At 62.0% G+C, this 12,901-nt stretch carries 14 protein-coding genes; 12 read left to right on the plus strand and 2 right to left on the minus strand.

Features of this window, described 5'->3' with window-relative positions; genetic code table 11:
- Positions 1 to 27 precede the first annotated feature (27 nt).
- Positions 28 to 234, plus strand: a complete 207-nt coding sequence (locus HX818_RS25225; protein ID WP_102369967.1) for a hypothetical protein — start codon at positions 28 to 30, stop codon at positions 232 to 234.
- Here HX818_RS25225 and HX818_RS25230 read toward each other — a convergent pair.
- Complete coding sequence (locus HX818_RS25230) at positions 231 to 1,547, minus strand: bifunctional DedA family/phosphatase PAP2 family protein (protein WP_003215428.1); 1,317 nt, start codon at positions 1,545 to 1,547, stop codon at positions 231 to 233. The two genes, HX818_RS25225 and HX818_RS25230, sit on opposite strands and share 4 nt — an antisense overlap.
- A gap of 113 nt (positions 1,548 to 1,660) precedes the next feature.
- Entirely contained in the window at positions 1,661 to 2,344 is a 684-nt protein-coding gene (locus HX818_RS25235; protein WP_102369965.1) for a DNA-3-methyladenine glycosylase, read from the minus strand.
- Between the two features lie 176 nt (positions 2,345 to 2,520).
- On the opposite strand from HX818_RS25235, the gene HX818_RS25240 reads away from it, so the two are divergent.
- From HX818_RS25240 to lipB, 11 genes are all read left to right on the plus strand, one after another.
- Complete coding sequence (locus HX818_RS25240) at positions 2,521 to 3,786, plus strand: glutamate-5-semialdehyde dehydrogenase (RefSeq protein WP_177020933.1); 1,266 nt, start codon at positions 2,521 to 2,523, stop codon at positions 3,784 to 3,786.
- Positions 3,786 to 4,430 (plus strand): nicotinate-nucleotide adenylyltransferase, encoded by a 645-nt coding sequence (gene nadD / locus HX818_RS25245; protein ID WP_003215431.1) that lies wholly within the window; start codon positions 3,786 to 3,788, stop codon positions 4,428 to 4,430. The genes HX818_RS25240 and nadD overlap by 1 nt, the downstream gene beginning before the upstream one ends.
- Positions 4,431 to 4,499: 69 nt before the next feature.
- Positions 4,500 to 4,994 carry a ribosome silencing factor gene (gene rsfS, locus HX818_RS25250; RefSeq protein WP_003215432.1) on the plus strand — a complete coding sequence of 165 codons (495 nt, stop codon included), beginning with the start codon at positions 4,500 to 4,502 and terminating at the stop codon, positions 4,992 to 4,994.
- 9 nt (positions 4,995 to 5,003) lie between these two features.
- The gene (gene rlmH / locus HX818_RS25255) at positions 5,004 to 5,471 is read left to right on the plus strand and encodes a 23S rRNA (pseudouridine(1915)-N(3))-methyltransferase RlmH (RefSeq protein ID WP_003185785.1); all 468 of its coding nucleotides are present in this window, start codon (positions 5,004 to 5,006) and stop codon (positions 5,469 to 5,471) included.
- Between the two features lie 15 nt (positions 5,472 to 5,486).
- Positions 5,487 to 7,385, plus strand: coding sequence for a penicillin-binding protein 2 (gene mrdA / locus HX818_RS25260; protein ID WP_177020934.1), 1,899 nt, complete (start codon positions 5,487 to 5,489; stop codon positions 7,383 to 7,385).
- A 31-nt stretch (positions 7,386 to 7,416) separates the two neighbouring features.
- Positions 7,417 to 8,520 (plus strand): rod shape-determining protein RodA, encoded by a 1,104-nt coding sequence (gene rodA, locus HX818_RS25265; protein WP_050442794.1) that lies wholly within the window; start codon positions 7,417 to 7,419, stop codon positions 8,518 to 8,520.
- Positions 8,521 to 8,537: 17 nt separating this feature from the next.
- Positions 8,538 to 9,551 carry a lytic murein transglycosylase B gene (gene mltB, locus HX818_RS25270; RefSeq protein WP_003215435.1) on the plus strand — a complete coding sequence of 338 codons (1,014 nt, stop codon included), beginning with the start codon at positions 8,538 to 8,540 and terminating at the stop codon, positions 9,549 to 9,551.
- Entirely contained in the window at positions 9,551 to 10,549 is a 999-nt protein-coding gene (locus tag HX818_RS25275; protein WP_003215436.1) for a septal ring lytic transglycosylase RlpA family protein, read from the plus strand. The genes mltB and HX818_RS25275 overlap by 1 nt, the downstream gene beginning before the upstream one ends.
- A gap of 185 nt (positions 10,550 to 10,734) precedes the next feature.
- Positions 10,735 to 11,892 (plus strand): D-alanyl-D-alanine carboxypeptidase family protein, encoded by a 1,158-nt coding sequence (locus HX818_RS25280; protein ID WP_003215437.1) that lies wholly within the window; start codon positions 10,735 to 10,737, stop codon positions 11,890 to 11,892.
- Between the two features lie 84 nt (positions 11,893 to 11,976).
- Positions 11,977 to 12,252, plus strand: a complete 276-nt coding sequence (locus tag HX818_RS25285) for a DUF493 domain-containing protein (RefSeq protein WP_003215438.1) — start codon at positions 11,977 to 11,979, stop codon at positions 12,250 to 12,252.
- On the plus strand, positions 12,252 to 12,899 hold the full coding sequence (gene lipB / locus HX818_RS25290; RefSeq protein WP_177020935.1) for a lipoyl(octanoyl) transferase LipB: 648 nt from the start codon (positions 12,252 to 12,254) through the stop codon (positions 12,897 to 12,899). Before HX818_RS25285 ends, lipB begins: the two co-directional genes overlap by 1 nt.
- The last annotated feature ends 2 nt before the right edge of the window (positions 12,900 to 12,901 follow it).

A 12,901-nucleotide genomic window follows, 5' to 3' on the forward strand; every position in this document is an offset into this window, starting at 1 on the left:
TCACGTAACGATGATCAGGGGGAAAGGATGATTCGGCTTTCGCAATCGGAGCAAGTCGTGTGGGATGCGTTTTTTATGGCCGTCACCACGCAAATTCTTCATATGAACGACGGTCGCAGCGCGGAGTACATCGCCGAACGCGCCGCGGAGATGGCTGACGAAATGCTTCTGGAGCGGCGCGAGCGCAGCGTCGAACGCCGCGCTGCACCCCTGGATTGGCTGGGGCCTGCCTAGTAGGCATACCTCAGCAGCGCGTGGGAAGTGCCGGTAAACGCAATGAACCCGAGCACCGCGCCACACACCGGCAGGATCAGCCACCAGACTCTCGGCGGCATCGGTGGCAACAGGCTGCGGTGCTGGCTTAACGTCAGGCTGAAGGCGCACACCGTCATTGCCAGCAGGGTGCCGGCCAGGATGTCCGTCGGCCAGTGTGCACCCAGGTACACCCGGGAAATCGCGATGGTGGCGGCGGGAATGCAGCCAAGCACCAGCCAGGTCAGGCGCAGTCGTGTCGGTTGACCGCGACCGGCAAGCACTGCCAAGGCCAGGAAGAATGCAAACGAGCCGGACGCATGGCCGCTGGGCATGCTGAAGCTGGTGAGTGGGTCGGTCAGCACTTCGGGGCGCATCCGCGCAAAAAACAGCTTGGTCCCGGTATTGATCAGCGCCGCGCCCAGCAGGGTGGCGCCGACAAAGATTGCCTGGCGCCATTGCCGCGCCACCACCAGCAGGCCGGTCAGCACCGCGCTGGCGACGAACATCTTCTTGAACTCGCCGAGCTGGGTCACCATCACCATCGCCCGGTCGATCGCCGGGCCGCGGTGTTCCTGCACCAGTGCCATCAAGCCCTGGTCAAAGTCGTTGAGGTAGGGATAGCCGATAAACAACGCGATCAACAGTGTGCCGCCAATGCAGCCAATCCATAGGGTGGCGCGCCGATGGCCGCGCAGGCTGCTGTTGAGGCTTACGCCGATCAACACTGCGAGACAGGCGGCGACAATCCCGGCCTCTGGCCAGAAGCCTTCGGGCAATGGCAGGCGGAAGGCCGCGCCGGTGGCCCAGCCCGGCAACAGATACGCCACCGACCAGCCTGCACCGGCCAGCAGGCTCACGGCGGCAAAACGTGGGAAGGGCATGTCGCACATGCCCGCAACCATCGGCAACATCGGCCGCAGCGGGCCAATGAAGCGGCCTACCAGCAGGCTGGCGATGCCGTACTTCTGGAAGTAAGCCTCGGCGCCGCTCATCCATTCCGGGTGATGCCGCAGGCCGGGAAGGCGCCGGATGTTCTGGTGGAAATGGCGACCGAGGAAGTAGGAAACAACATCGCCCAGCACGCCGCCGAGGAAGCCCAGCAACAGGGTTTCTCCCAGTGACAGTGCGCCGCTGCCGGCCAGGGCGGCGATGGCAAACAGCAATACCGTGCCAGGTACGATCAGGCCGGCAATGGCCAGACACTCCACGCACGCCACGATAAACACCGCCACGGCCAGCCATTGCGGGTTCAGGGTCAGCCAGCCGGTAATGCTATCGAGCCATGGGCCCATACAATCAACTCCCTTTTGTAGATCGTCCTTGTGGGAGCCCGGCTTGCCGGCGATGGCGTCCTTGAGTCCGCTATCGCCGGGCAAGCCGGGCTCCTACAGGTTTATGTATGTTTTCAAATCAAAAAATAGTCGCGGCCTTCGACCTGGCCCCGGCGCAGCGGGTTCCGTGTGCAATACGGCGCATAACCGGCATCGACGAAGCGGTACATCAGGTGTTCATCGCGCCCACCGGGAATGCCCAGGCGGGTGGTCTGGATGATCTGCGCTGGCGCCAGCCCTACGTCTTCCACGTAGAGCAGTTCCTGGTCAAAGCGCTTGGCGTCCCACATCGGCACCTTCAAACCCAGCGCCTTGCACAGCAAGGTCTGGCCGGCGCACAGCTTTTGCGAGGGTCGTGGCCTGCCGCTGGCGTCCGGGTTATTCAGCAGCATCTGCGCCAGGCTGGCCGGGCCGGAGACTTCGTCGACCCACGGATAGGCTGATTTGATCAGCACCGCATTGCCCGGACCGTGGGCGCTGAAGTTCAGCGAATCACCGCCGCGGGCGTAGTACATATAGATGTGCCCGCCATCCAGAAACAAAGCCTTACGCTTTTCTGTGTAGCCCAAGGACGCGTGGCTGCCTTTTTCGGCGAGGTAATACGCTTCGGTTTCGATAATTCGTGCCGACAGCCACAAATCACCAACACGATGGCGAATGACTTTTCCGAGCAATTCGCGCGCGAGCAGTTGCGCGTCACGGTCGAAAAAGCCGTCGGGCAGGGCGTTGGCGGGGATCAGCGGCGAGAAACTGGACATGGCGATCAAAAGTAATACGGCTAAATGTGACAGGATGATAACAACTCCAGCCTTAATTCCCGCTGAACGTCGGGTTTTTACAGTTCATTTCGACCATCCGCCCCTCACCGCTGTCCGTAGGACGGCGTCACAGCTATAATCTGCCGCTTTCCTCTTTGCCAAGACCCCACCAGACCATGACTGAGTCCGTTCTTGACTACATGACCCGCCTGGGTCGCGCTGCCCGTCAGGCCTCGCGGTTGATCGCCCGTGCGAGCACTGCGCAGAAGAACCGCGCCTTGCTGGCAGCCGCCGACGCTCTGGATGCTTCGCGCTCCGAGCTGAGCGCCGCCAATGAACAGGATTTGGCCAACGGTCGCGCCAATGGCCTGGAGCCTGCATTGCTGGATCGCCTGGCGCTGACGCCGGCGCGGATCGACGACATGATCGAAGGCTTGCGTCAGGTGGCCAAGCTGCCTGACCCCATCGGTGAAATCCGCGACATGCGCTACCTGCCCTCCGGCATTCAAGTCGGCAAGATGCGCGTGCCCCTGGGCGTGATCGGCATCATCTATGAGTCGCGCCCGAACGTGACCATCGACGCCGCAAGCCTGTGCCTCAAGTCGGGCAATGCCACCATCCTGCGGGGCGGTTCCGAGGCCATCAATTCCAACCGTGCCATCGCTGCGTGCATTCAGCAGGGCCTGGCCGTGGCCGAACTGCCGGCCGAAGTGGTGCAAGTGGTCGAGACCACTGACCGCGCTGCCGTTGGTGCGCTTATCACCATGCCTGAGTTCGTCGACGTGATCGTGCCACGGGGTGGCAAGAGCCTGATCGAACGCGTGAGCCGTGATGCCAAGGTGCCAGTTATCAAGCACCTGGACGGCGTCTGCCACGTGTTCATCGACATCGCCGCCGACCTCGACAAGGCGATCCGCATTGCCGACAACGCCAAGACTCACCGCTACGCCCCGTGCAACACCATGGAAACCCTGCTGGTGCACGTCGGCATTGCCGATCGCGTGCTGCCGCCGCTGGCTGCCATCTACCGCGACAAGGGCGTTGAACTGCGTGGTTGCGAGCGTACCCGGGCGATCCTCGGCAGCGACGTGATCGAGGCCACCGAGCAGGACTGGTACACCGAATACACGGCGCCGATCCTGTCGATCCGCATCGTCGACGACCTGGACCAGGCCATCGAGCACATCAATCAATACGGCTCCAAGCACACCGACGCCATTGTCACCGAGCATTTCAGTTATGCCCGGCGTTTCCTCAACGAAGTGGATTCCGCTTCGGTGATGGTCAACGCCTCGACGCGTTTTGCCGACGGTTTCGAGTATGGCCTGGGGGCGGAGATCGGTATCTCCACCGACAAGCTCCACGCACGCGGCCCGGTTGGCCTGGAAGGGCTGACCAGCGAGAAGTACGTGGTGTTCGGTGACGGTCATGTGCGCACTTGATGGGTAAACGCATCGGGCTGCTCGGCGGCACCTTCGACCCCGTGCACATCGGCCATTTGCGCAGTGCACTGGAAGTCGCGGACGCCCTCGGGCTGGATGAACTGCGCCTGGCACCGAATGCCCGGCCGCCGCATCGCGATACGCCGCAGGTGTCTGCGCAGCAGCGCCTGGAGATGGTCCGCCTTGCTGTGGCCGGCATTGCACCGCTGGTGGTGGACGACCGCGAACTCAAGCGCGACAAACCGTCCTACACTGTCGACACCCTGGAACTGATGCGGGCCGAGTTGGCCGCGGATGACCAGTTATTTCTACTTTTGGGCTGGGACGCGTTTTGCGGCCTGCCCACTTGGCATCGCTGGGAAGAGTTGCTCCAGCATTGCCACATCCTGGTGCTGCAACGCCCGGATGCCGACGCAGAATCGCCGGATGCCTTGCGCAACCTGCTGGCGGCGCGGTCGGTAAGTGACCCTTTGGCCCTGACCGGGCCGAGCGGGAATATTGCATTCGTCTGGCAAACCCCGCTTGCGGTGTCTGCCACCCAGATCCGTCAACTGCTGGCCAGCGGGAAGTCGGTACGTTTCCTGGTGCCTGACGCGGTCCTGGCCTACATCGATGCGCACGGGCTTTACCGTGCGTCGAACTGAAAAGGCGCGCTTGAACGCACGAACAGTCGTGCAGCGAGCGCCCGAACATACGAGCAAAACGAGTTTTATATGACGAACAAAGACGTAAGCAAAGTTAAGCGCAAAGGCACGTTCAAGAGCGCTCCTCTGCCAGTAGAAGCCCACACCGGCCCTGAGCTGGCCGGCGAAGAGCTGGTGAAGGTTGCCGTGGCTGCCCTGGAAGACGTGAAGGCCCAGGACATCCAGGTCCTGGACGTGCGCGACAAGCAGAGCATCACCGACTTCATGATCATCGCCACCGGTACCTCCAACCGCCAGATCGGCGCGATGCTGGACAAGGTTCGCGAAGCGGTCAAAGCCCAGGGCGTCAAGCCATTGGGTGAAGAAGGCAAGGGCGACAGCGACTGGGTACTGCTGGACATGGACGACGTGATCGTTCACATGATGACCAGCAACGCCCGTCAGTTCTACGACCTGGAGCGTCTATGGAAAGGCGCCGAGCAGAGCCGTGCCGCCGATGGCAAGCACCACAGCCCTGAAGTCGGCCACGCGCACTTCGACAAGCTCAACAAAGACCAGGAATAAGGAACGGCTGTGCGCCTGCGTCTGATCGCTGTCGGTTCACGCATGCCCAAGTGGGTGGAAGAAGGCTGGCATGAATATGCCAAGCGCCTGCCATCCGAATTGGCGCTGGAACTGGTGGAAATACCGCTCAATACCCGGGGCAAGAATGCCGACGTGGCCCGCTTTATCCGTCAGGAAGGCGAAGCCATGCTGGCCAAGGTCGGGCCCAACGAGCGGATCGTGACCCTCGAAGTGCACGGCAAGCCCTGGAGCACCGAGCAGTTGGCGGTGGAACTGGATCGCTGGCGCCTGGATTCGCGCACGGTCAACTTCATGGTCGGCGGCCCCGAGGGGCTGGCGCCGGAAGTGTGCGCGCGGGCGGACCAGCGCTGGTCGCTGTCGCCCCTGACACTGCCGCACCCGCTGGTAAGAATTCTGATCGGTGAACAGCTGTATCGCGCCTGGACAGTTCTGTCCGGGCACCCTTACCACAAATAATCTGCGCCCTGCCTGATGACCCAGCCGATCCGCATCAAGGACCACGAGAAAGACGCACGTCTTGTACGCGCGCGGGTGGTGTTTGGCGCGATTTTGGTGGTGGCATTGCTGGGGGTGCTGATTGCGCGCCTGTATTTCCTGCAGGTGATCCAGTACGACTATCACTCCACATTGTCGGAAAACAACCGGGTGCACGTGCAGCCGATTCCGCCGACCCGTGGGCTGATTTTCGACCGCAATGGCGTGGTGGTAGCGGATAACCGGCCCAGCTTCAGCCTGAGCATGACCCGCGAACGCTCCGGTGACTGGCAGCAGATCCTCGATGTGATCGTCGAGGTGCTGCAACTGACGCCGGAAGACCGGGTGATTTTCGAAAAGCGCATGAAACAGGGGCGCCGGCCGTTTGAGCCGGTGCCGATCCTGTTCGAGCTGACCGAAGAGCAGATCGCCCGGATCGCGGTGAACCAGTTCCGGCTGCCGGGTGTGGAAGTGGTGGCGCAGTTGGTGCGGCACTACCCGCAAGGGGCGCACTTTGCGCATTCGGTCGGCTACATGGGCCGGATCAACGAGAAAGAGCTCAAGACCCTCGACCCGGTCAACTACAGCGGCACCCACCATATCGGCAAGACCGGCATCGAGCGTTTCTACGAGCCGGAACTGCACGGCCAGGTGGGTTACGAGGAAGTCGAGACCAACGCCCGTGGCCGCGTGCTGCGGGTGCTCAAGCGTACCGACCCGGTGCCCGGCAAGGACATCGTGCTGAGCCTGGACATCAAGTTGCAGGAAGCGGCGGAGATGGCCCTGGGCGGGCGTCGGGGTGCCGTGGTGGCACTGGATCCGAGCACTGGCGAAGTGCTGGCGATGGTCAGCCAGCCAAGTTTTGACCCGAACCTGTTTGTCACCGGGATCAGCTTCAAGGCCTACGCCGAGCTGCGTGATTCCATCGACCGGCCGCTGTTCAACCGCGTATTGCGCGGCCTGTATCCGCCGGGCTCGACCATCAAGCCGGCGGTAGCGATTGCCGGCCTGGACTCGGGCGTGGTCACGGCATCGAGCCGGGTGTTCGACCCCGGCTACTACATGCTGCCCAACTACGATCACAAATACCGTAACTGGAACCGCACCGGAGACGGCTATGTGGACCTGGATACGGCGATCATGCGTTCCAACGACACCTACTTCTATGACCTGGCCCACAAGCTGGGGATTGATCGGCTGTCGGCCTACATGGGCAAGTTCGGCCTTGGTCAGAAAGTCTCCCTGGACATGTTCGAAGAATCCCCGGGACTGATGCCGTCCCGCGAGTGGAAGCGTGCGACGCGGCGCCAGGCTTGGTTCCCGGGCGAAACCCTGATCCTGGGGATCGGCCAGGGCTACATGCAGGCCACGCCGCTGCAGCTGGCCCAGGCCACCGCGCTGGTGGCCAACAAGGGGGTGTGGAACCGTCCGCACCTGGCCAAGACCATCGAGGGTGAACGCCCGGTGGACGAAAACCCGATTCCCGACATTGTGCTGCGCGACCCGTCCGACTGGACCAAGGTCAACCACGGCATGCAGCAAGTGATGCACGGCGCCCGGGGTACCGCTCGTAAAGCGGCAGCCGGCGCGCAATACCGGATTGCCGGCAAGAGCGGTACGGCCCAGGTAGTCGCGATCAAGCAGGGCGAGAAGTACGACCGCTCCAAGGTTCAGGAGCGCCACCGTGACCACGCCTTGTTCGTCGGTTTTGCCCCGGCCGACAACCCGAAGATCGTCGTGGCGGTGATGGTCGAGAACGGTGAATCCGGTTCCGGCGTGGCCGCGCCTGTGGTGCGTCAAGTCATGGATGCCTGGCTGTTGACCGAAGACGGCAAGCTCAAGCCCGAATATGGCGGCACCCCATCCAGTGTGGAGGCTACGGCCCTTGAAGAGTAATTTTGACCGCATCCTCTCCAGCGAGGATGTGATGCGCCGCCGCGCCACTTTGCTGCAGCGCATGCACATTGATGGCCCGTTGCTGATCCTGCTGCTGACCCTGGCCGCCGGCAGCCTGTTCGTGTTGTATTCGGCCAGTGGCAAGAACTGGGACTTGCTGATCAAACAGGCGTCGTCGTTTGGCCTGGGTCTGTTGTCGATGGTGGTGATCGCCCAGCTGGAGCCGCGTTTCATGGCGCGCTGGGTGCCGCTGGGGTATGTCGCCGGGGTGTTGCTGCTGGTGGTGGTGGATGTCATGGGCCACAACGCCATGGGCGCGACACGCTGGATCAACATCCCGGGGGTGATTCGCTTCCAGCCGTCGGAATTCATGAAGATTTTGATGCCGGCGACCATCGCCTGGTACCTGTCAAAACGCACACTGCCGCCCCAGCTCAAGCACGTGGGCATCAGCCTGATATTGATCGGCGTGCCGTTTATCCTGATCGTGCGCCAGCCCGACCTCGGCACCTCGCTGCTGATCCTGGCGGGCGGCGCGTTCGTGCTGTTCATGGGGGGGCTGCGCTGGCGCTGGATCCTCAGCGTGCTGGCCGCGGCCGTGCCGGTGGCCGTGGCCATGTGGTTCTTCTTCATGCACGACTACCAGAAGCAGCGAATCCTCACGTTCCTCGACCCGGAGAGCGATCCGCTGGGCACCGGCTGGAACATCATCCAGTCCAAGGCGGCCATCGGTTCCGGCGGCGTATTCGGCAAGGGCTGGCTGCTGGGCACCCAGTCGCACCTGGACTTTTTGCCGGAAAGCCACACCGACTTCATTATCGCGGTGATGGGCGAGGAGTTCGGCCTGGTGGGCATCTGCGCACTGTTGCTGATTTACTTGCTGCTGATCGGGCGCGGCCTGGTGATTACTGCCCAGGCGCAAACCCTGTTTGGCAAATTGCTCGCCGGCAGCCTCACCATGACGTTTTTTGTTTACGTTTTCGTCAACATCGGTATGGTCAGTGGCCTGTTGCCGGTGGTTGGGGTGCCGTTGCCGTTCATTAGCTACGGCGGAACTTCGCTGGTGACATTGCTGTCAGCGTTTGGGGTTTTGATGTCGATCCATACCCATCGTAAGTGGATCGCACAGGTTTGAATAAGGTGAAGATGTCAATGCAAGTAATGCGCGGCTGGGCTGCCCGGCACGTGTCCTGGATGGGCCTGTTGGGCCTGCTGGGAGCCGCTGTGCAGGAAGCGCAGGCCGGCGACTACGACGGTTCGCCCCAGGTCGCCGAGTTTGTCGGTGAGATGACCCGTGACTATGGTTTCGCCGGTGAACAGCTGATGGGCGTGTTCCGCGAGGCCCAGCGCAAGCAGGCGATCCTCGACGCCATCTCCCGGCCCGCCGAGCGCGTGAAGCAGTGGAAGGAATATCGCCCGATGTTCCTGACCGACGCCCGCGTGGCGCGGGGCGTGGACTTCTGGCGCCAGCACGAAGCGGTGCTGGCCCGCGCCGAGCAGGAATACGGCGTACCGGCCCAGGTGATCGTGGCAATCATCGGCATCGAAACCTTCTACGGCCGCAACACCGGCAGCTACCGGGTGATCGACGCCTTGTCGACCCTGGGCTTTGACTACCCGCCACGCGCCGAATTCTTCCGCAAAGAGCTGCGCGAGTTCCTGTTGTTGGCCCGTGAAGAACAGGTCGACCCGTTGACCCTCAAGGGCTCCTACGCCGGGGCCATGGGCTTGCCGCAGTTCATGCCGAGCAGCTTTCGCGCCTACGCCGTGGATTTTGACGGCGACGGCCATATCAATATCTGGAGCAACCCCGATGACGCCATCGGCAGCGTCGCCAGCTATTTCAAGCGTCACGGCTGGGTAGCCGGCGAGCCGGTGGTGATTCGCGCCGATGTGACCGGTGAGCGCGCCGATGAAGGCCTGACCCAGGGTATCGAGCCGGTCAAGACGGTCGGGGAGTTGCGGGCGCTGGGCTGGTCGAGTCAGAATGCGCCACGCGATGATATGCCGGTGACGGCGTTCCGCCTCGAAGGCGAAAATGGCCCCGAATACTGGATGGGCCTGAAGAATTTCTACGCAATCACGCGTTATAACCGCAGCGTGATGTACGCCATGGCCGTGCATCAACTGTCAGACATGCTGGTCCAAGCACGGGGCGTCAAGTAATGCCGGTATCACCGATGTACAAACCCCTGAAGCTGTTGGCGTACGCCGCATTGTCGTTATTGGTGGTCAGTTGCTCCACCAGTCGTGCACCGGTGCAAAAAACCGCTGGCACGGCGATCCGCTCCCAGCCGGGGCTGGATATCAACCGCGCCCACAAAGACGGCGCGCCGTGGTGGGATGTGGATGTTTCGAAGATCCCGGATGCCACGCCGACCCTGCACACCGGCCCTTACAAGGCCAATCCCTATACCGTGCTGGGCAAAAACTACTTCCCGCTGCAAGACTCCAAGACCTACGTGCAATCGGGTACGGCGTCCTGGTACGGGACCAAGTTCCACGGCCAGAACACCGCCAACGGCGAAGTCTATGACCTGTACGGCATGAGCGCGGCGCACAAGACCCTGCCGCTGCCCAGCTATGTACGCGTGACCAACCTGGACAACAACCGCTCGGTAATCCTGCGGGTCAATGACCGTGGGCCGTTCTATTCGGACCGGATCATCGACTTGTCCTACGCCGCCGCCAAGAAACTCGGGTATGCCGAAATCGGCACCGCCCGGGTGAAGGTCGAAGGTATCGACCCGGCCCAGTACTGGGCCCAGCGCGGCAAGCCGGCGCCGTTGATGCTCAACGAACCGCAAACCCCGCAACCGCAAGTCACGGCCTCGGCCGGCAAGATCGAACAGTGGACCCCGCCGCCGGCGCAGCACGCCCCGGACACGGTGGTCATTCCGCATGCAGCACCGGGAGCCTCTACCGTGGGCGGCCAGTACCTGCAAGTCGGCGCTTTCGCCAACCCGGACGCGGCAGAGCTGCTAAGGTCCAAGCTCAGCGGGATGGTCAGCGCGCCAGTCTTTATCAGCTCTATTGTGCGTAACCAGCAGACCCTGCACCGTGTGCGCATGGGGCCGATCGGCTCGCCGAGTGAAGTTGCGCAAGTGCAGAACAGCGTGCGCCTGGCCAACCTGGGGCAACCCAGCGTGGTCACCGCCGAGTAAGCAGTACAAAGGATTGATGGCTCAGGCTCGCATGCGGGTTTGAGCCCTGGTTGTTGGCTCGTTGAACAATAAAAACCCAGGGGCAAGGGGTGGGCATGCAACCGAACACGCGACAGTCTGGCGACGGGCTGTCTGAATAGTTTTGCCCGCGAGGGCAAGTTTCCATAAGCAATTTCGAGAGACGGATGAACATCACCACCTTAGCCAAACGCACGTGCCTGCTTCTTTCGCTGATCATCACCCCGGCCGCCTGGGCGGTTGAAATGGTGCCAGCTTCCCCGCAACTGGCTGCCAAGGCCTGGGTCCTGATGGACGCCGCCAGCGGCAACGTGCTGGTGGAGAACAACGGTGACCAGCGCCTGCCCCCAGCCAGCCTGACCAAGCTGATGACCGCCTACATCGCGACCCTGGAAATCCGTCGCGGCCAGATCGGCGAAAACGATCCGGTGACCGTCAGCGAAAACGCCTGGCGCACCGGCGGTTCGCGGATGTTCATCAAGGTCGGCTCGCAAGTGACCGTCAGCGACCTGCTGCACGGCATCATCATCCAGTCGGGTAACGACGCCAGCGTAGCCCTGTCCGAGCACATCGCCGGCAGCGAAGATGCGTTCGCCGACATGATGAACAAAACCGTGGCCGACCTGGGCATGACCAACAGCCACTTCATGAACCCGACCGGCCTGCCGAACCCTGAGCACTACTCGTCGGCTCACGACATGGCGATCCTGGCTCGCGCGATCATTCGTGTCGACCCGGTGCACTACGCGATCTACTCCCAGAAAGAGTTCTTCTGGAACAACATCAAGCAGCCTAACCGCAACCTGTTGCTGTGGCGTGACAAGACCGTCGATGGCCTGAAAACCGGCCACACCGAAGAAGCCGGCTACTGCATGGTGTCGTCCGCTGTCCGTGACGGCCAGCGCCTGATTGCCGTGGTATTCGGTACCAACAGCGAGCAGGCCCGTGCGGCCGAGACGCAAAAGCTGCTGACCTATGGCTTCCGTTTCTTCGAAACCCAGACCTTCTACCAGAAAGGCACCGAGCTGGCTCAAGCCCCTGTGTGGAAAGGCGCGACCCATCAAGTCAAGGCCGGCCTGGCTGAAGACCTGACCCTGACCATGCCTAAAGGCCAGCTCAAGAAGCTGGTGGCCAGCATGACCATGAACCCGCAACTGGTCGCACCGATCGCCAAGGGCGATGTGATTGGTAAAGTCGAAGTGAAGCTGGACGACAAGGTGGTGCACAGCGCCGATCTGATCGCTCTGGACGCCGTCGACGAAGGTGGTATCTTCCGACGCGTGTGGGATAGCATCCGTCTATTCTTCTACAGCTTGTTCAACTGATAGTGTGCACCTGCATGACCCCGCGCTGATCCGGCGCGGGGTTATGCCCGTCGCCACGGCTTACGCTTACGAGGCCGTTACGCCATGACCGATACCGAAGTAAAGGCGCCAAAGATCGAATTCCCAAACGTGGACTATCCCGTCAAGGTGATCAGCGATACGGGCGTGGGCAACAAGGACAAGATCATCGAGATCGTCAAGAAACACGCAACGATCAACCATGACCGTGTGGATGAGCGTCAAAGCACCAACGGCAAGTACACCACTATTCAGTTGCACATCGTGGCGACTGACCAGGACCAGCTCTACAACATCAACAGCGAACTGCGGGCTACCGGCTTCGTGCACATGGTGTTGTGATGTCACAGACCCTGGGCTTTCGCGAGCTCGGCCAAATGGCTTACGAACCGGTGTGGCACGCCATGCAGCGGTTCACCAACGAGCGCGACACCGAAGCCCCGGATGAAATCTGGCTGGTGGAGCACCCGCCGGTTTTCACCCAGGGCCAGGCCGGCAAGGCCGAGCATTTGCTGCTGCCGGGAGAAATCCCGGTGGTGCAGGTCGACCGCGGCGGGCAGGTGACTTACCATGGCCCAGGTCAATTGGTGGCTTATCTGTTGCTGGACGTGCGCAGGCTGGGTTTTGGCGTACGTGAGCTGGTCAGTCGCATGGAGTCATGCCTGATCGAGCTGCTGGCCAGCTACGGTGTGACCGCGGCGGCCAAGCCGGATGCTCCGGGGGTTTATGTTGATGGCGCGAAAATCGCCTCCCTGGGCTTGCGGATTCGCCACGGTTGTTCCTTTCATGGCCTGGCCTTGAATGTGGACATGGACCTGGCGCCGTTTCGACGGATCAATCCCTGCGGCTACGCCGGTTTGGCGATGACCCAGTTGAGCGATCACGCAACACCACTAGAATTTGCCGAGGTAAGTGCCCGGCTGCGCGCGCAGCTCGTCAAACACCTCGACTATGCTGAGCAGACGACCCTAACGGGCGGAATCGACTGATT

This window comes from Pseudomonas sp. F9001, from assembly GCF_013385435.1.
Lineage (GTDB): Bacteria > Pseudomonadota > Gammaproteobacteria > Pseudomonadales > Pseudomonadaceae > Aquipseudomonas.